Below are 25,498 nucleotides of genomic sequence, written 5' to 3' on the forward strand. Positions count from 1 at the left end.
TTTTGGAACATGTAACAAATCAAAAACAGGTAGAACGTCAGATACTGGAACTTGTTAAAACTTATAATGTCTTATATAAAAGGCAGATTTATGCTTTTTTTGCAGTAGATGGAAAAGAGAAATTTGTAGGAAAAGCACTGCACACGTTATTGAAAGAACATTTGATTTATATAAACGAAGTCACAAAAACGGTATCCCAACATGAAGATGCCTATCAGTTGCGGGAAAAAGGCACATTAAAAGCATTCTGGGTTCTTCTTTCTTTGATGGAACAGAAAAAAATCGAACGACATTTCTTGGCAGAAAAGGAAGAGTATCCAATTCGTATTGTATTTGTGGGGAATGCGGAAATTTACGATATTCTTTATATATCGGAAGCTGAGATCCAACTGGTAAATCAGTTGTTTTCCAGACAGAAACTGGACGGGTGTGGACATGTTGTTATTGTGGAAAATCCGGAGGAAATTCCACAGATAGAAATCCCAAATGTGATAGGTTTTTGTACGGTGCAGGAAGAAGAAGGAGGGGTGGAATATTATAGGAGGGAATAGCGAAAAAGAAGGAATACAAAGACTAAAAGAACAATTGGACGAGGGACAGAAAACGGCAGGATATGTGGAATCCATGCTTGCAGAAGCACGCAATCTATTACAGGCGTATGCCAGGAAGTGCGTCAATATTCATTTTGAGAACTTGAATGATATGGTGCTGGAAGCCGCAAAGAGCTCTGAAATCCTGACAGAAAAGATGCGGAATCTTGTTCTCCAGATGACACTTGATAAGAGAAAATATGAGCAATACCAATCGGATCTGGTATTGATACATGGGATTGAGATTGCGTATGAAGAGAATATTCTAAGTATTTCCCTTCCAGCACTGATACCGCACCGGAAAACAGAGTATACAAATTACATTTATAAACCGTTGTATACAGCTTTTCAACACTGGTGTATCGAACGGGCAGAACAGAATAAAGAGATACCGGAATACAGAGCATGTACCGTCTGCTTTTCTCATATTTATGATTGTAAACGCCCGATATATAGGGTACGAGATCATGACAATATTGAAGAGAAGCATGTGTTAGATGTGATATCTAATTTCTTCCTGACATCGGATAGTGGATGCTATACAAATGTGTATCACGAAACACGGTTGGAAGATGTGGAACGCACAATGATTTATCTGTTGACACCGGAAAAATTTCCGTTGTGGCTTTACGAAAAACAGCAAAATTTGGTATCGAAAAATTGACAGAGAACACATACTGAAATTTCGATAAGATAATATGACGGGTTTTTCCGTAAATTAAAGCAAAAGGAAGTGGAAAAGGCAGGTGGGAAATACCCAGGTATGAGAAGGATAGGGTACAGAGATGGATAAATGGGAGACATTGGAAAGAAAGGGAAAAAAGGGCGATATACTCCTGAAAATGATTGCAATTTCAGGAGAGATGCCGGCGAATTTGCCGGAGAAAATTGTGGGTTCTAAATCCTATACAGCCAGTCTGATTACCGACTTAAAGAAAAAAGGATATCTTCTTTTACGGTATAGAGAAGGACTGCGTGGATATGTTCTGGGAAAGAAAGGGAAAAATTATCTTTTGCAGGATTATCGTCAAGAGGTTGGAAGTTATCTTATAGGGGCAAGCGAGACAAACCATGTGAAATCAGAATTGGAAAAGCGGTTACGCCTGCACCGCATGAGTCAGATATGGGGGTACTTTTTTATGCATGGGAACCTGATTTTTGCAACAGAGAAGCCTAAGATTTTTACACAGGATTGTTACGGGAAAACATCTTTGGGGACCTATTATGGGAGTCAGGAATTAAAGCAGGGGACGGATCAGGTTAAGGGTTCCAGAGCCTGTGGCCTCTACATGAAAAATGAGGAAGTTTTTGTGGTTTACAACAGTATGGGGAATCTGATGAAATGGTCAAAGAAAATGGAAACAGCTATGCGGTGTTGGGTAGAACGCAATTTGCTGAAGACAGGAATTACATGGCAAGGAAAAGCCATTTTGTTCGGAGACTCCATGAAATTATTGAGAAAGATACTCCTTAGCAGTGGTGGTGTGAAACAGGAGCTGTTCCAGACGGATGATGTGTATGAACAATATTATTTTGTGCCGCAAGACAAGGAGGGGGCTTATCTTCAAATAGAGCTGCTTACAGATAAGGAGAGAAGTCATGCCTTTTCCACTTTTTTAGAGACCATACTAGACGAAGTGGAAAGAAACGAGTTCCCGATTTATGCGGGGCTGAAAAAGGGAATTCCTGTTTATTTTGTATATGAACTGGAACTGAGAAAACTTCAAATGGTCAAACAGGATATGGAAAGACGCGGAAGGGGTATGGCGGTATGCTTTGATTATCAACAGGAACTGCTAAAAGATTATTATGGAGAGGGGGTGGAGATAATGGTACTGGATTGTGAAAAGGTAAAGCAGTATCTGTTGGCTATGGAGGTGTAGGCAGGTATGGTTTCTATGGAAGCACTATAGGAGGTGACGGAGACCATGCAGGATCAATTTCGGACTGGAAGTGTGACTGTGGATAGAATGAGCCGCCTACATATTTCAGGAAATATCATACCGGTTACCTGGTATAAAACCATTCGAAAATCAACAGGAAAGCCCAACTTAAATGCAATCATCATTTTGGCGGATATTGTATATTGGTACCGTCCGACAGAAGTGCGTGATGAAATGACAGGAGAACTTGTAGGATTGAAAAAGAAATTCCATGCAGATCTTTTGCAGCGAAGTTATCAGCAGATTGCAGACCAGTTTGGGATTACGAAAAGAGATGCAACAAATGCGGTAGTAGAACTGGAAAAAATGAAAGTGATCAGACGTGTTTTTCGGACACTTCATGTAAATGGGCAGCAAGTGCCAAATGTATTGTTTCTAGATTTGAACGTGGACATATTGGAAGCCCTTACCTATCCGGATCACGAGCAGGGGTGTCACTTAAATGGGGGATACCCCTCCCTGAAAAAGGAGACAGGTATCACGGATACCGGGGGAATGGAGTCTCCATTTTGGGAGAGAGAGGTATCCTATATCGGTGAGACAAATACAGAGAATACAAACAGAAAATTCAGTACAGAGAGTTCCTCTTTGTTTCAAATCGAAAAGGAAGTCAGGGAACAGATTTCTTATGGGGCTTTAAAACATGATAATCCCTATAATATGCAGATAGATGAATTGGTAGGTATCCTGGTAGATGTGAAAACCTGTTCTGCAAAAACGATTCGGGTAAATCGGGAAGACAAGCCAGCTGAGATTGTAAAAGCACAATTTCAAAAAATCGGAATGGAGCATATACAGTTTGTTTTAAACTGTATGGAGAAAAACACAACAAAAGTTACGAATATGCGGGCTATGTTGATCACTGCTCTCTATAATTCTGTAAATACGATTTCCAGTTACTATAGCAGTCTCTATAACTACCACAGATCATACGGTGTATTAGAAAAAGGAGAGGAGGAATAGAACGAAAGAGAAAAAAGAACAGAGAGACAGATGCAAGAAAATCGGTTTTGGTGTTCTGCTTGCCACATTAACTGTCTATTTTGGAGGTTTTTTAGAAAGGTTGTCTCATTCAGTTGTAGTACTAAACCCGTTTGTATGCATTTGGAGAGGCTTTACAACAGCAACAGGACTTCAAAGTTCCGTAGTAGCATTTTTATGTATGCTGCTTTTGGGTATGCTCATTATCTGGAGAGGAAAGGAAAAGGATATTTCAGAAACAGATGAACGGAACTTTGATTATTCGGTAAAGGGAACCTATGGTACAGCCGGATATATGAAGCCGGAGGAACAAAAAGAAATTTTAAACGCAGACCAGAACTTACAAGACGTTCTGGGGATTATTTTTGGAAAGGATTTAGAAAATGGAGAATACGTAAGCCTTCCGATAGATTCCAGACTGAATAGGAATCTAGCAGTTTGTGGCAGCCAGGGAAGTATGAAATCAAGAGCATTTGCAAGAAATATGGCATTGCAGTGCGTGCGTCGTGGAGAGTCCATGTATCTTACCGATCCAAAATCAGAGTTGTATGAAGATTTAGCAGGATATTTGCGGGAAGAGGGCTATATTGTAAAACAGTTAAATCTGATAGACCTTGTAAACAGTGATGCCTGGGACTGTCTTGCGGAAATTGATGATGGAAGCCTGATAGATGTGTTTGTTGACGTCGTGATCCGGAACACAACTGATAAATTTGACCATTTTTATGATAACGTAGAAATGGATTTGCTGAAAGCGCTGTGCCTGTATGTATATGAAGAATATCCAGTGGGGAAAAAAACATTTCCAGAAGCATATAAACTGCTGCTGAATAAATCGGTAGAAATGCTAGATGCTATCTTTGAACGTCTGCCGACAACACACCCGGCAAGAGGACCATATCAGCTTTTTTCAAAGGCAGAAAAGGTAAAAGGAAATGCGGTATTGGGACTTGGAACCCGTTTGCAGATTATGCAGAATAAACTGGTACAGCAGATAACCAGTCATGGGGATTTTGACCTGACACTTCCGGGAAAACAAAAGTGTGCTTATTTTTGCATTACATCAGATCAGGATTCTACATATGATGTTTTGGCAACACTGTTTACCTCATTTCTTAGCATCAAATTGGTGAGACTGGCAGATCGAATGGAAGATCGGAAACTTCCGGTTCCCATGTGCTTTATCTTAGATGAATTTCCGAACATCGGAGTGATTCCGGATTTTAAAAAGAAATTGGCAACCGCACGAAGCAGGGGAATCGGCATGAGTATTATCTTTCAGAATATCCCCCAGATGATGAACCGATATCCGGAAGGACAATGGGAAGAAATACTTGGCGGTTGTGATATGTCTTTATTTTTAGGGTGCAATGATATGACAACTGCTACTTATTACAGTTCCCGTTCAGGAGAGATTACGGTTTCCGTTGCATCTATGCGGAAAAGCTATTATACTATACGCATGACAGATTATGTGCCGGAATACGCAGAGACTTCTTCCGTAGGAAAAAGAATGCTGCTGCTTCCTGATGAAGTATTACGTTTTCCCATTGATCAGATGCTTTTGATTATCCGTGGACAGAAAGTGCTAAAACTTCGGAAAATGGATTATACGGAACATCCAGATGCAAAACATCTGAAGTTGGAAAAAACAAATGAACATATTCCGAAATGGTATCGGGAAATGGAAGCAGAAAAAAATCAGTTTCAGATATTGGCGCAGGAGAGGGAAGAGGTTGAGCGTTTTGAAAGAAAACAGGCAGAAGAAAGCAGGGAAGAACAGGAATCGGAACCTCTGACATTACAAGGGGAACCGCCGAAAAAGTCTGTAAGGAAAAATGAAAAGCAGACAACTGTATACAAAGTAGAAGATTTGTTTCAAAAAAGTACAGATGGAGATGGAGGTGGAGATTAAGGCTGTATGAATATGGAGAAAAATGCACTGGTAAAATATACTTTTTTAAAATTGCTCTTAAGAGAATTTGGGATCTACATCAGGGAAACAGAAGTAGAAAAGGCTGACTTGGCAAAACAGTGTGTGGAGATTTATGATACACCGGAAGAATTCTATGAAAAGACAAACTGGGATAAAGACAATCCAGAGCAGAGCAGTTTCCAGTATTTGGAGGAGAATCAAATCTGCCGGAGAATCCAGGGGAAAATCTGGTATTTTTCCCGTATCCGGTGGGAAGAAGGTTTAAAAAAGTTGAAAAATTGAAAAGCGATTGCAAAAATAAGAAATTGCGATAACATTGCAACACAATCGGAATTGACAGGCAAAACGGAATGTTTTATGATGATAGTGTAAATAATCAGGCACAGAAAGCAGCCAAAGGGCTGTTTTTTTGTGCCTTTTTTGATGAAGAAAAGGAGGCTGTATATGGCAGAAACGAAAACAACAATCACAGAAGAAGTAAAAAATGAAATTCCAAGAGCAGTAACACAAAATTCAATCCTGACGATTGAAGTCGATGCTTCGATTGAAAGTACACAGGAAAAAGAAGAGGCAAAATGGCATCAGTTGTTAAATGCCCAGCGAACCCGGAAAATCCTGACTGGTCCGTTAAGTGGTATTGAGAAACTGGAAAGCGGCTGGACAGTAGCAGTCACTTATTTTAATGGTTACCGGATTTTAATCCCTATGTCTGAAATGATGATTAACTTAAAAGGAGACGGAAGGGAAAATGCGGATACATTGAACCGCCAGGTAAGGATTGCTAATAATATGCTTGGGGCAGATATTGATTTTATTATCAAAGATTTAGATGAGGCTTCCAGAAGCGTAGTGGCATCCCGAAAAGATGCGATGCTGCGGAAACGACAGATTTTCTATTTTACAGAAAATGAAGAGGAGCAGCCAATGGTTTATCCTGGAAGGATTGTGGAGGCCAGAGTCATTGCTGTAGCACCAAAGGCAGTCCGTCTGGAAGTGTTTGGTGTAGAGTGCTCTGTGCGTGCGAGAGACATGGCATGGGAATGGATGCCAGATGCAACAGAAAAATTTCAGGTGGGAGATTTAGTGTTGGTCTGCGTTAACAAAATAGAAATGCCTGATGCTGAGAGTATGACAGTAGCCGTAGATGCGAAGGGAGCAACGGAAAATACCAATAAGGACAACTTAAAGAAATGCCACCGCCAGGGAAAATATTCCGGTATCGTGGTTGATGTTTATAAGGGAACGTACTTTATCCGTTTAGATCTTGGAGTAAATGCTATTGCCCATGAGTGCAACATGGCTTCCCTTCCAGGAAAACGAGATAAAATTGGCTTTGTTGTAACACGAATCAATGAAACTTCTGAGGTGGCAGAGGGAATCATTACAAGGCTGATTAAAAAATATTCTTAAAAATAAAAAAAATTTGGAAAACCTATTGAACCGTGAAAGCCAAATTTTTTATAATGCAATGATATAGACTAAAGCAGAAAGGGGAAATTCGATGAAGAAAAAGAAAAATAGAAAGCAACTTCCAGAGGTAATCTGCCCATATTGTGGGAAAAAGGCAGTTTTAAGACCAGCTTCCTATCTATATGGAGAAAAGAGAATTTTCACCCCGGAAACAATGTTTTATGTGTGTAGTGGTTATCCGGACTGCAATGCTTATGTTTCAGCGAACCAGAAAAACCACAGACCGCTTGGAATTATGGCGGATGGGGAACTTCGAAACCTTCGGATACAGACACATCGTGCATTAAGAGAAATTTGGACACAGGGATATATGACAAAAAACAGTACATATCATTGGCTGAGTGGAAAACTGGCACTTCCGGAAAAGGAGACACATGTTGCCATGTTTAGTACTTATCGTTGTAGGGAAACCATACGCTTAGCCAATGAATTGTTAGAAGAGAGAAAAGAGATGGAAAAAAAGAAACAAAAAGGAAAGCCGAAAGGAGAAACAAAATCGCATGATAATGAAAGCCACGGAACACGATATGTATCGGCTTCTGGATTATAAAGAGAAATGTCTGATAAGGGCGGGAAGCTGTTTTGGAATTTCCGGACTTCTGGGATTTTTCCTGCTTTTTAACCATTGCTTTTGGGAGAGTATCTGTGTATTCCTGATTTTAGCAAGTTGGGGATTCTATTTGGTAAAAGAAGCACTGAAAGCAAATGGAAGGATTATGCAGACGAAAGGCTGTTATATGAAATTAGAAGAGGATTGTCTGGTAATTCGTCAGCCATACAAAAATGAGCATTATGAAGTCTGCCGGATTTTTTACAGAGAAATGGAAAAAATCGTAGAGGGAAGCCGCAGGGGGATCCCGGAATTTTATATTGTAATCCGTAAAATGAAAGAGACAGAACAGACGAGTTTTATCCTGCTTGATAAGAAGGAAAGGGAAACACTTGTTTTTCAGGTGCGCTCTTTTGGGTATGACAAAGAAGCGTTCCGGAAATTCTATCTAAAGCTGCGGTGGCTGGTTCCTGGAAAAGTACGGATTATTGGAACAAAAAAACAGACTGTATGGAAACAGAAAGCAAAGAAACATTGGGTCGGGCCGGCATTTGCCGGCTTTCTTTTTTATCTTATACCAAAAGCAGTTCTGTGTCTGCTTTTGTAGTTCCAAAGGTAAGAAAGAGAAATGGAGATGGACATGAAAAAAAGGTGGAGGAAGCAGTGGGAAAGCATGACACAATATATGATCAAAAATTTAGATGGAACAGAAGAAATCCCATTTTTATTTAAAGATAAAATGCTGAAAGCAGGGCTTTTGTCTTTTTTTATTGCTGTAATCGGTACATATATGGGGGTGCAATTTGAGGAAGCGAGTTTTTTGATACTTACCTGGATATTGGCAGTGTTTTCGTTTTATCAGATTTTCAAGTTTCTGAAGATTGGGAAAACAGGAGAATATGAGATTATGGAAGCACAGGTTCTTGCAGTCAAGGGAAAGCATTATCCGGGCAGAATGTATCAGATAGTTGTACAGGATAAAGACGGAAGCCGGATCCGCATTCGGATGCAAAAAGAAAAAAACCTCATGGTTGGAAAAACATACCGGTTCTATTTTGGAAAAGTGGAACGGGTGGAGGGAAAAGCTGCAAAAATAGGGGAACTTATGTATGAGGTTTTTTACGGGGCAGAAGAAATCCCACAGGAAGAACGGTGAAAAAAGTGTGGTTCGAACCCACACTCTTCCTTTCGTGCCGACATGCACGAAATAATAATAAAAAGGAGAGATGACTATGGCAGGAAAAGAAATGAAAGGAACTGTAAAATGGTTTAGTGCAAAGAGAGGATATGGCTTTCTTGTGGATGCAGATGGCATTGATTACTTTGTACATTACAGTGAGATCCAGTCGGAAGGATTTAAAACCTTGAGGAACAATATGGAAGTATCCTTTATGGTTGAAGAAGATGAAAAGGGACGAAGCATTGCAAAGTGTGTTGTTCCAATCTCAGAAGAAACATCGGAAGAAGAATAAACGACTGGAAGGGGGCAGATAAAAATGCTTCTGTCCCCGGTTAAAAAAATTCTGGTAAATATGTGTGGAATTGTGAAAAAACCGTATTTGCTACTAAATACATGGATAGAAAGATTGACATGTACTATATATTGTGTTAATCTTTAAGTGACTTTATTTTATATGGAAACAGCATATTGCTTTCCATAAGTCAAATTTAGTTCCGGCTATGTTTCCGGAAGAGAACTTTTAACAACCGTTTTAAACGCATAGATAGACAGACACAAAAAGACAATGGCTCTTTTTTGTGTCTTTTTTTGTGCGTGAAAGGAGGAAAACATGCAAAAAAACGGAAAGGAAGGAGAAAAGAATGTGCCAAAGGAAATATGTACAGAAGCTAAGCGAACAGCGAAAAACCAGAAAACTGTTTGAAACGCTCACTTTTTTAGAAAAGCAGATGGAAGATGAGTCTGCCGTTCGGGATGCTGACACGGTACTTGCAGATATTTTAGAGGGCGCCGATTTTGAAATTACCGGAATTGTAACTGACCTTTTAAAAACTTATCAGGGCAGTAAAGACCGTGAGTCAGTGGAAACCTGTTTCGAAGTATTAACAGGGGTAACGATACAAGAGTATCTAAAAAAGTGTATCATCACGATTCTCAGTCAGAAAAAAGGAGAGGTTTCAAATCGAAAAAAGTGCATGCTCTATCAGGGATTGCATTTTTTACCTGTGGGGAAAAGGGTGGAGCAAAAAGGAGAAATTTATCTTTTCCCTAGGAAGATTTCGAACCATGAGAAAGAAATAGACCAATTGCAAGAAGTCAAGGAACAAACAGGCCTTGATATATTTCTTTGTCTGGAAGATTACCGGCTGTACTTCCTACAGGAAAGGAAAGTTTTTGTATATCTGCCAAATGGAAGGAGGCGAACCTATGCAGACAAGTATTCTATGGGAAGGGAGTCTGCCAAGTAAGGAAGAGATGGAGAAAATGAAACAGGAAGGTTATCTGTTTCGTGCTGTAGAAGGTGGATGGAAGATTTGTTTAAAGCTGCATAATACACCTACGGGAACATGGTATGCAGATAACTTCTCAAAATCATTTTTAAAAGAAGTGGAATTGCATCAATATCTGGAAGAGGTTGAAAAACGGGCAACATGGTTTGAGGTTCCAAGTAAAGAATTACGAGTATACGAAGCAGGACAGATACTGGAAAAGCCTGAGAGTAAAGAAGAGCGTATCTGTATGGAAGTATTACGAGATACAAAGAACCATTCCCGTCTTTTATTGAAAACTAATCAGACAGAAGCATACCAACTGGGGAGTTCTGCAATCCCGACTTTAGAAAGCAGGGCCAGAATCAGCGGTGCGGCATTGTCCAGTGTAGAGCCTGCGGTACTTGCGGAAATCCTGAATCAGTGTTTGAAAGTCGCAAAAGGGAAAGCATTGCTCCGTGTTTCAGAAGGAAAGGTTCGGGCAGTGCATTCAGCAGAAAAAAACGGGTATCAGGTATATCCCTTACCGGAGGTTTTTATGCTTGCCAGTGTTTACATACGTGGAGAGTATAAAAAGAGTACCTTTTTAGAAGGGTATGCGGACCAGACTATGGTATCGGCAATCTGGCAGATTGAAGATCATCGGCTGGAAGAAGTGTATGGGGAAATCATGGAAAAGTATGGAAAGCAGGTAAAAGAGAAACTTACAGCTACCATACGCATCACATCTTCCGATGTGGCAGCATCAGGTGCCAATATTTTTTACAGCCTGATGGAGGGACAACGAAAGATTGCATTAGGAACGGATATGCGGATGCGGCACAATAATTCTGTGGAATTTCAACAGTTTACGGAAAATCTGCTTTCAACTTTTGAATGCTATAAAAATGCATTGAAAGGGACGGTGGAAAAACTGTGTGCTATTTCTATTGAGTATCCAGTCAATACCATGATTGGAATTATGACAAAACAAGGGTTTGGGAAAAAGAATGTTGCAGAGATCGTAGACCGCTTTAAAGCAACCTTTGGTGATGCACCCTGCACCGCATACGAAGTGTATTGTGGGATTGGGGAAATTCTTTTCCTGGCACAGAGCAAGGGAATATCCGGCAGAACTATGGTGGAGCTGGAAGAAAAAGTTGCCAAATGCACGAGTATGAAGTGGAGAGAATATGACATTCCCGGAGATCTTGCTTATTAGGGGAAGATCAGAAAAATTAAATTTGGGTTACCGTATATATAGGAGAGAAAAGAATATGGATTATAAAAAAGGAAAGAAAGAACTGGGAATTTATTACGCAAATATGCTGGTTTCCATTGCAGAAGAGATCTCTGCAAAGAACACAGGAAAAGGAAAGACGGGAATACAAGGAATCTTTTCCGCTTTACAAAAGCGTGGGACAGTCCGCAGAAATATGACATATCTGGTCACACACTGGATTTACAGATTGTCACTGTTTACACCATGGGAAGAGGAAGAACTTTGGGCAGTAGATATGGCAAGAGAAGCGTTCTCCTGTCCTGTGATACTTCCAACATGCAGCAGAAAGAATATTTTCAGAATCCGGAAGATAGAAGGAGAACCAGAAAAACGGCTGGAAGCAATTTTAAGACAGCTAACAGATTCCGACAAAGATCAGTTTATGAAAGCATTTTGGCTGGAACTTGTAACTATGAAGAAAGAGAAACAGCAGGTACTTACAGAATTTTTATTGGAATGGCTGTGGGTAGCATGTGGGAAAGAACAGGCAATGGAAAGAATACGGTATTGGGCATCTTCATACTGTCTTCCATTTGCATAAAAATGAAAAGAAAAGGAGAAAAAGAATATGAGAAATGTACCAGAATGGACGAAAGGAAATGCATTTGCAAAACGTTTTTTTAAGTGGCTTAGGAGAAAGAACAAGCCAGCCCTTTTGACATGGGAGAATGTGTTTACCAAGACTTTCAACAGAGAATTTACCTTTGTGTATATGGGAACAAACCTTGAAAACAGAGCCAGTCATTTATATCAGGGGATGGAATTTGTCGGGATTTTCAACCAAAAGACGTTTGAATTTACAGATGTATCCTACGCCTTGCGTGCTTTGTTAAATATTCCGGAAGGAAAAAATTTCCGGTTCCAGCGTGGATGTATGCGCTGCCTGGAACAGAAGGTTCAGGAATATGCCCAAAAGAAACTGGAGAAAGGAAAAAAGGATATTGTGATCACCGCAGTTGAAAGAGCAGCAGTCGCATGGAAATATCGGGAATTGATTGAAAAGACAGCAGGAGATGTGATTTTTGAAAAAAATTCTGTAACAGACCGATTACTCCCACAACAGGACTTTGCTTTCGATGGAGAAACGTATGTATTTGACAATTGGATGTACTTTTGCTATTTAAGAAACCGAAAGGCTGTCATCCGCAGGTTTGGAAGATACTGGGCAAAAGAACTGCAGAACAGGGAAGTCATGCGTCAGATTTTTGAAACAGAAGTAAACAACAAAGCAAAGTTTTTGATGAAGAAACAACCGGAGAGGATTGAAAAAATCAGAGCCCTGAGAAAATCGTTGGAGCAGGTGCATCATACCGTAATTGTAGTTGTAAGAGGGAGACAAGGTGTTTTTGAATATTTCCACATCGATGCAGAGGTATTAAAAAATACAACCGGAAAGTACCCACTCAGTCAGGTATCTGGACAAGAAAAGAAACGTCTGAAAGAAAAGTACGGGGCAAATAAGGTATGGGACGTAGAAGAAATCTATCAGGTAGGAGCAAGGGATATCTGGTATTACAATGTCATGGCAGAACAGAAACAGGCTGCTTAATTGAAAGAACAGGAGGACATAGGATGGAAAACAAAGAAACAATGAATTTACAGCAAAAACTAATTGCAATTTCAAACGAAATGCCAAAGCTGTTAAAAAAGCATTATTCAGACGAAGTGGATTATGATTTTGTAAAGATTGATGATATCTTTGAACTTTTAAATCCGGCGTTTACGAAGCACCACATCTGTTTGCAGGAATTAGAAGAGACAGATGCAGCTTACAGTAAAGTAGATGGCAGCTGGATTTATACAGCAAAACTTACATTTTTTATTGTCAATGCGGACTGTTTGGAGGAAAAAGAGCGAGTAAGTATTCAGCTGGTGGGAGACCATCTGGACTCTCCTGCAAAGGCGAAAGGAGCAGCATGGACGTATGGGTTTAAATACTTCTTCCTGTATAAATTCCGTATGAAACAGGAAACGGAAGATCCGGATATGAAGGGGACACCAAATGGACCTGATAAATCAAAGGAAAGGGTGGAATATAAAAAATCCGAAGTGCCGGTAAAGCCACAGAAACCGGAAAAAAAGGCTTCTGATGTAATTGCAGACAGTCCTTTAGCGCAACCGCCGCAGGAAGATAAGAAAAGAAACAAAGATACTATAATACAGGCAGATTTTTTCCCAGATCCTGCAGCTTTTTTAGAAGAAAGTGAAGAGGCAGAAACAGCGGAAGATATGAAAGTGCAAGAAACAAAGAGGTTGGAAAAACAATCTTCAGAAGCAGCAGAAGTAGTTCATCATCAGGAAACAGCAGAACAGGAAGTACTGTTAGAGGAAACTCAGCCAGATTCATTGACAAACGAGGGAAAAGACATTTTAGATTCTTCTTCCATAGAAGATTTAAAAGACGAAAAACCGGAGAGGGAACCAAACGAAAACAATCTGGAAGAAAAATCAAAAGAGGGGAAGAAAGGGCCGAAGGAGTCGGGCTTGCAATCTCATAAGAAAAAGGAAGAGGACGGTTTTGGACAGATGAACCTTTTGGATTTTTCAGCACAACAGACAAAGGAAGCAGAAGTTCAAGAGACAGAAAGCAGTGAAACAAAAGCAGCAGATACAGCTCAGGAGATTGCGGAAGAAAAGGAAATGAAAGAGAAATCTTCCGTTTCTGCTCCATCAGAAGATTTTGAAGAGGCGAAAGAAGAAGTTCCCTTTGAAGAAATAGATGAAGAAGACTTTTTCTTGCAGTTACAAAGAGATATGGAAAGTGAAGCGGAGAAGAAACCTCTGACAGTAGAAGCGGCAAAAAAGGTAATCTGTCCGTATGCGTTGTTTGAAGGAAAGTCATTTGGTGAAATGCTTGGGACAGAAGCGGGATATCGGCAGTTACAATGGTTTGCAAACGAATACAGAGGTTCTGATTTTAAAATGAAAGAAGCAGCTCAGCTTTTACTGGAAGATTGTGAACAGAAAGCTGCTTAAAAGATTAACTATTAGGAAGAGGTGTGCTGGCCATGCCTTTTCCGACTTTTGTAAGGGGATATTTCCAGAAAGGTAAAAAGGATATGAAAAAAAGAAAGCGTACAGATTCTTATCCAGTTGCCCCATTCACTATTTTTGATGTCGCAAACATGCTGGATATGGAATTTTTGGAAAACTGCAAAAATGGATATCAGGTAAAGGATGTCCAGAATGCAGCCAATGTTGTCTGTCCATTTTGTGGAGATGCAAGAGGGAAGGCAAGCATCTGTGTCTGTGCAGAAGGGAAAATCATTAATGTTTTCCATTGCTTTGATTGTGGAACTGGTCATAATATGCTGACACTTTATGCAGAACTTTGTCATCTGACGGGAAAGGACCGGTATAAAAAGGCATATCGGGAAATTTATAGAAGAAAGCAGGAGGAACCCGGCAGAAAGAAAAAGACAAGGGAAGCAATGCAGGAAGAAAGCCAGGGGATAAAAAAACAGGCAAGGAAACAGAAGGAACGCATGGCAGAACCTGTGGATGCAGAACAACGGCATCATGTTTATAAAAAAATGCTCTCTTATCTGAAACTGAAGGAATATCACCGCAAAGATTTGGAAAGAAGAGGTGTGAATGCAGAGATTATCCGGCGTATGGAAGAAAAAGGATATAAAAGTACCAGTAAGGAGGAATCTCAACAGATTGCCAGGAGACTGATAAAGCAGGGATTACGCTTGGAAGGCGTTCCCGGATTTTATATCAATCGGGAAGGAGACTGGGATCTGAATTTCTATGAAGGAAACAGCGGGTATCTTTGTCCTGTTTATACAGTAGACGGATATCTGGCAGGATTCCAGATACGATTGGACAACCCAAAGGGAAAAAATAAATATGTATGGCTTTCCAGTGCAAATCAAAAGAAAGGGTGTGGGATCAGCAGTATTGTAGGGATATCGGGAAAAGCAGAAGGAAATGAGATTTATGTGACCGAAGGAATTTTAAAAGCAGAGATTGCCCATCAGGTATCAGGAAAAACGTTCCTTGGGAATCCGGGAATTGGAAATTGGAGAGATTTGTATGAGGTTTTACAAGCATTAAAAAAGCGTGGTCTCTCCCATGTGGAAGAAGTCTATGACATGGATAAGCAGTTACGGCTTATATGTGACAAAAAGTATAGTGAAATCTGTGAGGAATGTGAAGAGAGAAAGAAAGAGGGCGATCCTTACTTTGAATGCCCGAAAAAAAGAGTAAAACGGGATACCATACGAAAAGGCTGTAATCATACATACCGTATCTGTGAGGAGCTTTCCTTATCCTGTAATCGGAACCAGTGGGATTTAGATCAGGACGGACTGTGGGCAGAACATGAAAAAGGGATTGATGACTGGCTGACAAAGGAAATCAGGAAAAACACAAGATAATTCATTTTTAAAATGTGCAAAAGAGGAATTGCGAAAGCAGTTCCTTTTTTGCATGGTTTAAAGTGCCATGGGAAAGGAGAACAATGTATGATTCGGGACAGACCTTAAGAAGAAATGGGAAACAGGGCAGTTTCCGGTGTGCAGCATATTCCCGAAAATGGAACTGCCCGTCTAAAAAACAATAAAGTGAAAGGAGAGAGCGTTTATTGAAAACAACATGGAAAAAACGATGTACAGCAGGATTTTTAGCTGTTTTATTAGGGTGTTCCTCTCTGCTTGCAGGTGGGAGCAGTGCTTTTGCAGCACCATTAGAACAGACAGATGTAAAAGAAGAAACACAGGCAGAAGACATTACGATTGAGCAGGGAGAAACTTTTGATCCGGCATCCGATTTCACCGGTATTACTGTAAAAGACGGAGAAAAGGTTTCTCTTGTTTTGTCAGCAGATAAAGAAGGAAAGCTGTTTGATGCAGACAGACCTGGAAGGTATGACTGTATTTACCAGGTCCAAAAACCTTCCGGAGATACTTATGAGATTACACGGAAAATCATTGTGAAGGAAGCGGGAAAGGAAGGAGAGAGTCCGCAAAAAGAGAAGAAACAGAAGAAAGAGATAAAAAGTGGGGAGGAAGATGCAGAGCCTGATGGTGCCAACATTGATACCAGTGCATTAAAGGAAGAAGAGGGTGTTTTGTTTTCCGTTGTCCCCTCTTCTATGGAACAGGCAAGGGAAAAAGCTTCTTTGGTGCAAGGGGAGAGGATTGTATACCCAAGTGATTTAGGTTCTTACAGTACCTGCTATTTTTACGTCAACGAACGGATTGCATACTGTCTGGAATCAAATCTGCAGTCACCGCCTTCGTCTGATTACGTGGCAGAAATTTATGAGAGCAACTTAAACTTACAGAAAGTTTTGTATTATGGATATGGAGGGCCGGGGGATTTAACCGGAGAATATCTAAAGAATTATAGCAATGATATCAAATATGTCCTGACACATTTAGCAGCAAGTTACTGTTATGGCGGAGAGGAAGTGGCATTTGTGGGCTGCACGCAGGACGGACTGAAACGCTATGGTGTCATGGAATACATCAATTATCTTTGCGGGCAGGAAGCACCGCCAAGTGCTGCCATCAGCCTTTCTTCCACAAACGAAACCGCTTTTTTGGAAGGAGATGTGCAGAAAACAAAAAATATCACATTAAATGGAGACCATAGAAATTATATTACCCTTTCTTTACCGGAAGGTGTGACTTACCATGATACTGCCGGAAAGGAGCAGAAAGGAGATTCCATTAAGATTTATGGTGGTACGACTTTTTACTTTACTGCAGAAAAAACCGTACATGGTACCTGGAATAGCGGAGATTTAGGCGGACAGGTAGGAGCTCAGTGGAAAACTCTGGTGGTTTCTACCGGTTCCGGCAATCAGGATGTTGGTTATGGGGATTTTTATGAGGAACCAAGTGCTAAGGTTTCATTTTCGATTCAATGGATGGATATTTCCTGGATCGAAGTCATCAAAGAAGATGCAAAAAGCAGTGTAAAACTTGCAGGGGCTGTTTTTGGGATTTATCGGGATCAGGCATGTACAGATTTGATTCTGGAGATGCCGCCAACAGATGAAAAAGGAGCAACTAAAGCGGAGCTGACAAAGACGCAGGATACAGTGTACATCAAGGAAATCACTGCACCGAAAGGGTATAAACTGAATACAACTGCTTACAATGTCAATCTGGAAGTAGCAAAAACACAAACACTGACTGTAAAAAATGAGGAACAAAAAGGGAAGATCATCATCCGAAAGCAGGGAGAAAAGCTGACAGGAGTATCTGGAGAGGCTGGAAATCTGCAATTTACCTTATACCAATGCTGCATTTGCAGGGGCAAAGTATAAAATTTATGCAGCAGAAGACATCTACAGCCAGGATAAGCAGACAAAAATCTATCAGGCAGGAGATTTGGCAGCAGAATTGGAGACAAAAGAAGACGGAAGTTGTTCTTCGGATATGCTTCATCTCGGAACCTATAAGGTGGTAGAACAGCAGGCTCCGGATTCCCTGACAATAGGGAAGACAGAGGAAGAGCGTACCCATATGGTAACCCTTTCTTATGCAGGGCAGACAGTAGAAGTGGTTGAGGAAGAAACACAATATGAAAATGCCAGACCAAAGGTATCTGTGGAAGTGCTGAAGAAATCAAGTAATGATGATGCGGCATTGAAGGGGGCAATTTTTGGACTGTATGCAGATGAAGATATTACCGGTGCAGACGGTTCCGTGCTGGTTACAAAGGGAACTTTGATACAGAAAGCGGAGTCTAATGAAAACGGGAAGGCTGCATTTACTGCGGATATCCCAATTGGCTTCCATTATGTAGTAAAGGAAATACAGGCACCACCTCTTTATGTTCAGAGCAGTGATAGTTATGAGTTCTTTTATGAATATAAAAATGATACGACCTACACGTATACCTTTGCACATACCTTTAAAAATAAAGAGGTACGGGGAGCAGTCCATATCAAGAAAATAGACAAAGATACACAGGACTCTGTAAGCCAGGGAGATGGAGATTTAAACGGGGCTGTCTATGGATTGTATGCGGCAGAAGATATTCAACACCCAAATGGAAAGACAGGACTGCTTTATAAAAAGGATCAGTTGGTCGTGCAGGGAACGATCGAAAAAGGTGTTCTGAATTTCAAAGATTTATATCTTGGAAAATACTATGTACAGGAAATTTCTGCACCTCCTTCCAATGCATATTTGCTGGATCAAACCAAATACCCGGTAGATCTTGCATATGAAGGGCAAGATGTGGAAATTGTGCAGAAAAATGTGACTGTTTTGGAAACCATAAAAAAACAGGCATTCCAGTTAATTAAAATCAGTGATGATGGCAGCCAGACGGAAACAGAATTGCTGGAGGGTGCCGGATTTAAAGTGTACCTGATCAGTGAACTTTCTAAAGTAAAGGATGGTACCTTAAAACCATCGAATGGAACCGAATATGTACCGCAGGATTTTATCGGATATGATTTCAGTAAAGAGGAAACTGCATCTTATTATGAAAATGGAGAAAAGATACAGACAGAAGAAATGTTTACCGACAAAAAAGGGTATCTGTGTTCCCCGGAACTTCCATATGGAAAATATGTGTGTATTGAAAGTACCATTCCGGAAAATGTAGAAGGAATTCAGCCGTTTTTGGTGACTATCGATGAAGACAGCAGGGAACCGCAGACATGGCGTGTCTTTAATGACCGTCCGATGCAGTTTTATTTTAAGATCATCAAAAAGGATGCACAGACGGAACTTCCAATTTTAAAGAACAGTGCCCACTATAAAATTTATGATGTGGAGAAGAAGAAATACGTCACTATGAAAGTACGGTATCCGAAGCCAGAAACAATTGACGTTTTTGAAACAAATGAGGAAGGCTATCTGTTGACGCCGGAGCCGCTTAAAATGGGAACTTACCGGATTGAAGAAGTAAAAAGCCCGGAACTGTTTGTACAGACCGGATTTGAACAGGTACTTAAAAAGGGAGAGGAAATCCTTCCGTTAAATGAGGTGACAAAGGAAGGGACTTATGAGAAAGCACCAAGGGAATCCATTACGATCAAAGTGGACAGCAATACTGCACATGAGGTGGAAGAGGAAACCGGAAAATATATTGTAGTGGTAGAAGTAAAGAACGATGAAGCGGTAGGAAGCCTGACGATCCAGAAAACAGGAGAAGTGCTTGTTGGTGCTGAAAAAGTAACAGAGCAGATACTGACAAAATTAAAGAATGGTCTGGCAAAGGCAGTAAACCAAGTGTCTAATCTGTTTACCGGAGAAGATGTTATGGAAACAGAAAAAGGATGTGAGTTTGCGTATGAAGAACAGGGACTTGCAGGAGCAGAATTCTCTATTTATGCAAGGGAAACCATTTACTCACCAGATGGACAGGTAGACAGTGAGGGTAATCGGATCATACGTTTTGAAAAAGGCGCATTGGTTGGAACGATTGTAACAGATGAAAAAGGAAAAGGGACTTTAAATAATCTTCCGATTGGAAAATTTTATATTAAAGAAACAAAAACGGGAGATTCCTTTGTGCTAGATCCAGCCGAACAGGATTTTGAAATCACCTATAAAGGACAAGAAGTGGCAGTTGACTATGTAACAAAGGAAATCAAGAATCAGAGGCAGAAAGTGGAAATTGAAGTGCTGAAAAAATCGGAAGCCACAAAAGAGCCACTGGAAGGGGTTTCATTTGGATTGTATGCAGGAGAAGATATTGTAAATGCAGCAGGAAAAGTTGTGGTGAAAAAGGATGAACTGGTAGCAGTTGAAAAAACAGATCAAGAAGGAAAATTGAAGTACTCGGATACCATTCCACACGGGAAATATTATCTGAAGGAACTGGAAGGTCTGCCAGGATATCTACCATATGAAGAGAAGATTGAAATTGATGCTTCTTATACGGATCCGGAATTGGAAGTGATTTCTATACAAAAAGAAGTGGAGAACCAGCCGACGAAAGTTGAAGTTACAAAAACAGACATTACTGGAGAAAAGGAAGTGGAAGGTGCCAGACTACAGATTAAAGATGAAGAAGGAACTGTAGTGGAAGAGTGGACTTCTACAAACGAATCGCATATCATTTATGCATTAAAACCGGGTAAGTACATACTTCACGAAGAACAGGCTCCAACAGAAAATGGATATGTGAAAGCAGAAGATGTGGAATTTACCGTAGAGGAAACCGGAGAAATCCAGAAAGTTTCCATGAAAGACGATCATACAAAGATAGACATCACAAAAACGGATATCACCGGAGAACAGGAAATTGAAGGAGCCAAGTTACAGGTACTGGACGAAGAGGGAAATATCATAGAAGAATGGACCTCTACCAAAGAACCTTACCGGATCGAGTATCTACAGCCGGGAAAAATATATATCCTTCATGAAGAAGCTGCACCGGAAGGATTTTTGATTGCAGAAGATGTAGAATTTACTGTAGAGGAAACCGGAGAAGTACAGAAAGTTTCCATGAAAGATGAAGTACCAATGGGGCAGTTAATTATTAAGAAAACAGATGCAGAAGATCAGACACCACTTGCCAATGTGGAATTTGAATTGAAAAACAAAGAGACTGAGGAAGTGGTTGGAAAACTTACTACAGATAAAGATGGAGTTGCAACCAGTGAACTGCTGCCGATTGCCACATACGAAGACGGAAAAGCAGTAGGACCGATTACTTATGTATTATCGGAAACGAAACCGTTGGAAGGATATGAAGAGCATACGGAAACCTATGAAATCACATTTAGTTATGTGGACGCAAAAACAAAGGTTATTGAAGTGGTAAAAGAAATCCAGAATAAGAAACTTCCGCAGACACCGGAAAAACCAGAGGACGTAAAAACCGGGGATAATACCATGCTCCTGCTGCCAATCGGTATTGCAGTAGTAGCGGCCTTTGGTATTGGTATTGTCCTTTGGCGGATCAGACGCACAAAGAGATAAAAAGCATTTGGAGATGATGGAACACTAGACCTGCGGGGTGGTGTAAAGAACATTTCTGGATGCTTTACCAGAAGATTTCGGGGCGGTACCGGACCCCGCAAGTGAAAGGAAAGGTGATGCTGAAGCAAAAGAAAAGAATTTAAAAGTTTTTATAAAAGTGTAAGCGGCAACGAAGCAGAAAAATGCAAGTATCCGACCAGATTGGATACTTATGGTTGTGGCTGTATGCATAATTGTTCCTACTGCTATGCACGCAGCCTTTTGGATTTCCGCGGACTTTGGAATGCAGAAAATCCAAGAGTGGCAGATATCCAGAAAATCCGGAGAAAATTGGAAAAGGTGCCACCGGGAACCATTTTAAGACTTGGAGGCATGACAGATTGCTTTCAGCCGATGGAAAGTCAGGAACAGATTACCTATCAAACCATAGAACAGTTAAATGAATATGGTATTGGGTATCTGATTGTGACAAAATCCCATCTGGCAGGAGAGGAACGATACCGGAAACTTTATGATCCGAAGCTGGCACATATCCAGATCACCATTACCTGTTTTGATGATAAAAAGGCTCTTGCCTATGAAAAGGCAAGTAGTCCGTCAAAGCGGTTAAGGGCATTGTTAAAATTACAGGAAGAGGGCTTTGATGTCACATTACGATTAAGCCCTCTGATTGAGGAGTATTTGGATTTTGATTACTTAAATAGGCTGCCGGTAGACAAAGTTTTGGTAGAATTTCTTCGGGTGAATGGGTGGATTAAAAAGTGGTTTCCGGACTTGGATTACCAGAAATATGTTCTGCGTCAGAGTGGGTACTGGCATTTACCATTGGAAGAAAAAATCAGGATATTGGAAAAAATTCATCTTCCGTTGACGGTCTGTGAAGATGTCACAGAACATTATGAATATTGGAAACAGCATATCAATCCAAACCCACTGGATTGCTGTAATTTAAGAAAATAAGAGGCATAAGTGCAGGCGGCAGCGTATCAGTTTTGGTATGCTGCCGCTTTTTTACGTTGGAGGTAAGCAGATGAAAAAAAGAATACTTTTTACTTGGGATATTAAGCGTGATCTTGCTGGCAGCAGGAGTCTGGATTTATCAGATTATTAGTGAATATCAAACAGCGGAACGGGAATATGAACAGTTACAAGAATATGTAAAAGTAGAGAAGAATACAAGGGATCCGGAAAATACGAAACCAAATGTTGCAGAAGATGATAAGGAAGGAGAAAAGCAGGAAGAAACTGTAACGGTGGATTTTGCTTCTCTGCAGGCAATTAACCCAGATATTGTAGCGTGGCTTCGGATTCCGGGGGTGTTGGAATATCCAGTAGTGAGAGGGGAAGATAATTCCTACTATTTAAACCATACGGTGCAAAAAACTTACAATATTGCGGGCAGTATTTTTTTAGATTACCGGAATGAACGAGACTTTTCAGATAGTAAGAATATTATCTATGGCCATAATATGAAAGACGGCAGTATGTTTCATGTATTGAGAAATTATCAGGATATTGATTTTTTTCAGGAGCACACGGATATGGAGGTTTATTTACCGGATGGAAGAACTTTGAACTATCAGATTACAGCTTGTGAACAGGTACCGGCAGATAGTGAGATTTATCAGATAGAAAGAGGATATGCTGAGGATAGTAAGGAAAATGAAATCATATTGTCTACTTGTAGTGCAAAAGCAAATATCCGGATTGTTATAAAAGCGGATTTGAAAAAATAATTTAAAACAATAACTGCAAGATATTTTGAAAAAACAGATAACAAAAGGAGGGCACTAAGTGTATTTAATAGAAATTGATACCGAAAAATTTGATTTTCAAGGGATATCACACGAAGAATATTTGGAGTTTTTTGGCTATCGGGGCATACGAAAAGAAAAAGAAAATTTATATACGGTAACACAACTGGGAACCATACTTCCAGCAGTAAAAGTCCTTTGTCAAAAAGACAACGAAAAATTTTAGTGTTATCATCTTAATTTCAGATTTTAGGTGAAACATATGAAGTGATTGGTTGTTTCTAATTGATAAAAATTCTTCAAACTGCAAGAAAAATAATCCTTTCTGGCAGTTTCGTAGTTAGGAAATTTATTGACGGAAAACACAGGAAAAGGTATAATGAGCATAGAATAGTATGCATATGCGGCGATAGAAGCGTTATAAATCTACTATTTTTTGCACAGAAGCAGTGTTATGTTTTTATTGACAAACAGAAAGTTATGTGATAAAATGCGGAAACTTAGAGGAGGACATATGGCTAAAAAGAAAGTTTTTGCCGTAAAAAGGGGAAAAACAACAGGTTTGTTTTATTCTTGGGCTGAATGCCAAGAGTCGGTCAATGGATATCCTGGGGCAGAATTCAAAGGCTTTTCTGCAGAAGAAGAGGCCAAAGCATATTTGGAGGGTAAAGAAACAGCCAAAGATTGCGTCAAATACTCATGAAACTTTGGAAGAGGGATTAATTGTATATGTAGATGGCAGTTTTGATGAAAAAATAGGAAAATATTCGTTTGGATGTATTATTCTTACTCCAAATGGGGAGACTATTAAAGAATCCGGAAATGGTGATAATCCAGAATCATTAGCAATCCGAAATGTTGCCGGCGAAATGCTTGGTGCTATGTATGCTGTGAAATGGGCTATAAAAAATGGATATATCAGTCTGGATTTACGGTATGACTATGAAGGCATTGAGAAATGGGCAACTGGTGAATGGAAGGCAAAAAATACATTAACTCAAAAATATGCAGAGTTTATGAAAGAACATCAGAAACATTTGAATATTAAATTTACAAAAATAAAAGCTCATACGGGTGATTTTTATAATGAAGAAGTTGATAAGCTGGCAAAAGCAGCATTGACAGAAGGAAAAGGAATTCCTAAAATTAAACGTGGTGATTTTTGGTTTACGGTTGAAGGGATTACAGAAGATGATTTGATTGCCGTTCTTGGATTAGTAAAAGAAGAGATAGGTTCTGATAAGATAGCAGAAGAGGAAAAAAGCATAGCCCATGGTAAATCCATATCTCTTAAGATCAGCAATAAAGATAGAGTTGTGGTATCTCATTATAGCAAAAGCAATACAGTGGTTATGCAGGGAAAACCGCAACTGCTTTTTCAACAATCATAAGTTATATTACAGAGTTGGTAGATATCGAAGAAATTCCTAAAATATTCAATAATACATACAATGTTAGTATTGATAAAGATGAGGTTTGTTCAGAATTTCAATTCTATATGCCAAATTCTTTCGACAAATTTTCATCTAAAATGGAAAAAGCGCTTCTCCAGGCAGTGTATAACTTAAAATTAAATGGCAAGATGTTTGATGGAACATTCCTTGCGCATCCGGCAATGAGAGTCGTAGAAGCACATTTGAAGATTTTATTGGTGAAGTACGAAATTATTCCGGATGCAAAATATATTAAAGATAATGGCTTTAATATGTTTGATAAGCTTGGAGCAAAATACAAACTAAAGATGGATCAACATGGAACGGCTACTGAAGATAAAGCAAAGTATATTGGTAATCTTTATACGTTTTATCATAATAACCGGCATGTATTGTTCCATTGGGATGATCCGACAGGACCTTTAGATACTACAAAATTATTAAGTGTCGAAGATGCACATGATAAAATCAAAAGAGCACTGGCAATTATTGATGAATATTATGAGTAGTGTAAAAAAGAGAAAGGAGAAAGTTAGATGAATAACTTTGAGATTATTAAATTAAATAATGTAGAAGATAATATACTTATTGTTATGAAAACTAGCGAGCCTCCTTTTGACTTTCTTAGTGAAATGGAGGAAGCACTTCGTAATATACAGTATTTGGGGTATGTTACGATTGATGAACTATTACACAGTGGGAATACGGAAGAACGGTTTATTCAGGGCTTTTTTAATGGGAATTCTTTTGAAAATGGAAAATTCAAATTTACTGTTTATTGAAAAGAAGAGTAAATTAAGAGAGTACGCTTGTGAGTTTTTGCGTAAAGATATAGAACTTCTTCATTTTACAGGCTTAACAGGCAGACAGCAAAGATTAATTGAATGTGGTTGTGTAATCTAAATACCTAATACGGAATTATGATAACATAATAGTAGAAAATTTGATGAACTTATAAGAAGGCATTATCGCTGAGTCGGTAGTGCTTTTTTATTGGAAAAATTAAGGATATTTTTTCCTGCTATAAAAGTTATCAAAAAGTGATCTGTATTCTATAATATCTTGAGTAAAAAAGTGGATGAAAAAAAGGGATTTTTCACAAAAAATATTGCATATATCATATTGACGGTGTACAATATAACGAAAGATACTTTAGCGCTCTGATTGAGTAAGGGTGTATATAAGTTAAGAAAAATAGAACAAATTTTTTCTTGGAAAAACAAATGAAGGAGG

The 25,498-nt window shown here is 39.5% G+C and carries 26 protein-coding genes; all 26 read left to right on the forward strand.

The features are described 5' to 3' along the window. Positions 1-2 precede the first annotated feature (2 nt). The 26 genes from DQQ01_RS07355 (at position 3) to DQQ01_RS07475 (ending at position 25,047) form a co-directional block, all read left to right on the forward strand. The gene (locus tag DQQ01_RS07355; RefSeq protein ID WP_081695236.1) at positions 3-551 is read left to right on the forward strand and encodes a DUF5697 family protein; all 549 of its coding nucleotides are present in this window, start codon (positions 3-5) and stop codon (positions 549-551) included. Between the two features lie 34 nt (positions 552-585). Further along, positions 586-1,254, forward strand: coding sequence for a DUF6100 family protein (locus DQQ01_RS07360; RefSeq protein WP_021739083.1), 669 nt, complete (start codon positions 586-588; stop codon positions 1,252-1,254). Positions 1,255-1,375: 121 nt separating this feature from the next. After that, positions 1,376-2,473, forward strand: coding sequence for a hypothetical protein (locus tag DQQ01_RS07365; RefSeq protein ID WP_111919490.1), 1,098 nt, complete (start codon positions 1,376-1,378; stop codon positions 2,471-2,473). Between the two features lie 45 nt (positions 2,474-2,518). Continuing rightward, the gene (locus DQQ01_RS07370) at positions 2,519-3,496 is read left to right on the forward strand and encodes a DUF6017 domain-containing protein (protein ID WP_021739085.1); all 978 of its coding nucleotides are present in this window, start codon (positions 2,519-2,521) and stop codon (positions 3,494-3,496) included. A 100-nt stretch (positions 3,497-3,596) separates the two neighbouring features. After that, positions 3,597-5,429, forward strand: coding sequence for a VirD4-like conjugal transfer protein, CD1115 family (locus DQQ01_RS07375; protein ID WP_330407707.1), 1,833 nt, complete (start codon positions 3,597-3,599; stop codon positions 5,427-5,429). Positions 5,430-5,435: 6 nt separating this feature from the next. Beyond that, entirely contained in the window at positions 5,436-5,732 is a 297-nt protein-coding gene (locus DQQ01_RS07380) for a hypothetical protein (protein ID WP_111919492.1), read from the forward strand. Positions 5,733-5,894: 162 nt separating this feature from the next. Beyond that, positions 5,895-6,860 carry a S1 RNA-binding domain-containing protein gene (locus DQQ01_RS07385; protein ID WP_081695237.1) on the forward strand — a complete coding sequence of 322 codons (966 nt, stop codon included), beginning with the start codon at positions 5,895-5,897 and terminating at the stop codon, positions 6,858-6,860. Between the two features lie 91 nt (positions 6,861-6,951). Then, on the forward strand, positions 6,952-7,470 hold the full coding sequence (locus DQQ01_RS07390) for a zinc-finger-containing protein (RefSeq protein WP_021739089.1): 519 nt from the start codon (positions 6,952-6,954) through the stop codon (positions 7,468-7,470). Next, complete coding sequence (locus DQQ01_RS07395) at positions 7,421-8,077, forward strand: hypothetical protein (RefSeq protein ID WP_044963403.1); 657 nt, start codon at positions 7,421-7,423, stop codon at positions 8,075-8,077. The genes DQQ01_RS07390 and DQQ01_RS07395 overlap by 50 nt, the downstream gene beginning before the upstream one ends. A gap of 33 nt (positions 8,078-8,110) precedes the next feature. Then, complete coding sequence (locus tag DQQ01_RS07400; protein ID WP_147417775.1) at positions 8,111-8,626, forward strand: hypothetical protein; 516 nt, start codon at positions 8,111-8,113, stop codon at positions 8,624-8,626. 76 nt (positions 8,627-8,702) lie between these two features. Beyond that, the gene (locus DQQ01_RS07405; RefSeq protein WP_199797990.1) at positions 8,703-8,942 is read left to right on the forward strand and encodes a cold shock domain-containing protein; all 240 of its coding nucleotides are present in this window, start codon (positions 8,703-8,705) and stop codon (positions 8,940-8,942) included. Positions 8,943-9,291: 349 nt separating this feature from the next. Next, entirely contained in the window at positions 9,292-9,897 is a 606-nt protein-coding gene (locus tag DQQ01_RS07410) for a hypothetical protein (RefSeq protein WP_111919495.1), read from the forward strand. Further along, positions 9,857-11,119: a hypothetical protein gene (locus DQQ01_RS07415; RefSeq protein WP_111919496.1), complete on the forward strand. Its 1,263-nt coding sequence runs from the start codon at positions 9,857-9,859 to the stop codon at positions 11,117-11,119. Before DQQ01_RS07410 ends, DQQ01_RS07415 begins: the two co-directional genes overlap by 41 nt. A gap of 55 nt (positions 11,120-11,174) precedes the next feature. Beyond that, the gene (locus tag DQQ01_RS07420; RefSeq protein ID WP_111919497.1) at positions 11,175-11,720 is read left to right on the forward strand and encodes a hypothetical protein; all 546 of its coding nucleotides are present in this window, start codon (positions 11,175-11,177) and stop codon (positions 11,718-11,720) included. Positions 11,721-11,747: 27 nt separating this feature from the next. Continuing rightward, positions 11,748-12,728 carry a hypothetical protein gene (locus tag DQQ01_RS07425; RefSeq protein WP_111919498.1) on the forward strand — a complete coding sequence of 327 codons (981 nt, stop codon included), beginning with the start codon at positions 11,748-11,750 and terminating at the stop codon, positions 12,726-12,728. Between the two features lie 23 nt (positions 12,729-12,751). Continuing rightward, positions 12,752-14,155 carry an ERF family protein gene (locus tag DQQ01_RS07430; protein ID WP_021739097.1) on the forward strand — a complete coding sequence of 468 codons (1,404 nt, stop codon included), beginning with the start codon at positions 12,752-12,754 and terminating at the stop codon, positions 14,153-14,155. 83 nt (positions 14,156-14,238) lie between these two features. Beyond that, positions 14,239-15,561, forward strand: a complete 1,323-nt coding sequence (locus tag DQQ01_RS07435) for a hypothetical protein (RefSeq protein ID WP_081695242.1) — start codon at positions 14,239-14,241, stop codon at positions 15,559-15,561. A 206-nt stretch (positions 15,562-15,767) separates the two neighbouring features. Next, positions 15,768-17,459: a thioester domain-containing protein gene (locus DQQ01_RS07440; protein WP_111919500.1), complete on the forward strand. Its 1,692-nt coding sequence runs from the start codon at positions 15,768-15,770 to the stop codon at positions 17,457-17,459. A gap of 19 nt (positions 17,460-17,478) precedes the next feature. Next, complete coding sequence (locus DQQ01_RS07445; RefSeq protein WP_242980714.1) at positions 17,479-21,078, forward strand: MSCRAMM family protein; 3,600 nt, start codon at positions 17,479-17,481, stop codon at positions 21,076-21,078. 225 nt (positions 21,079-21,303) lie between these two features. Continuing rightward, positions 21,304-22,038: an SPL family radical SAM protein gene (locus DQQ01_RS07450; protein WP_111920865.1), complete on the forward strand. Its 735-nt coding sequence runs from the start codon at positions 21,304-21,306 to the stop codon at positions 22,036-22,038. A 107-nt stretch (positions 22,039-22,145) separates the two neighbouring features. After that, complete coding sequence (locus tag DQQ01_RS07455; RefSeq protein WP_162624265.1) at positions 22,146-22,814, forward strand: class B sortase; 669 nt, start codon at positions 22,146-22,148, stop codon at positions 22,812-22,814. Between the two features lie 58 nt (positions 22,815-22,872). Next, the gene (locus DQQ01_RS07460; RefSeq protein ID WP_111919503.1) at positions 22,873-23,058 is read left to right on the forward strand and encodes a hypothetical protein; all 186 of its coding nucleotides are present in this window, start codon (positions 22,873-22,875) and stop codon (positions 23,056-23,058) included. 288 nt (positions 23,059-23,346) lie between these two features. After that, positions 23,347-23,535, forward strand: a complete 189-nt coding sequence (locus tag DQQ01_RS16445) for an RNase H1/viroplasmin domain-containing protein (RefSeq protein ID WP_242980671.1) — start codon at positions 23,347-23,349, stop codon at positions 23,533-23,535. Positions 23,536-23,539: 4 nt separating this feature from the next. Next, positions 23,540-24,223 (forward strand): type II toxin-antitoxin system RnlA family toxin, encoded by a 684-nt coding sequence (locus tag DQQ01_RS16450; protein WP_242980690.1) that lies wholly within the window; start codon positions 23,540-23,542, stop codon positions 24,221-24,223. Between the two features lie 14 nt (positions 24,224-24,237). After that, a complete protein-coding gene (locus DQQ01_RS07470; protein WP_242980691.1) occupies positions 24,238-24,774 on the forward strand; it encodes a hypothetical protein in 537 nt (178 codons plus the stop codon). Between the two features lie 27 nt (positions 24,775-24,801). Next, positions 24,802-25,047, forward strand: coding sequence for a type II toxin-antitoxin system RnlB family antitoxin (locus DQQ01_RS07475; RefSeq protein WP_111919505.1), 246 nt, complete (start codon positions 24,802-24,804; stop codon positions 25,045-25,047). Positions 25,048-25,498 lie beyond the last annotated feature (451 nt).

The sequence above is a fragment of the Blautia argi genome (assembly GCF_003287895.1).
Classification (GTDB): Bacteria; Bacillota; Clostridia; order Lachnospirales; family Lachnospiraceae; genus Blautia; species Blautia argi.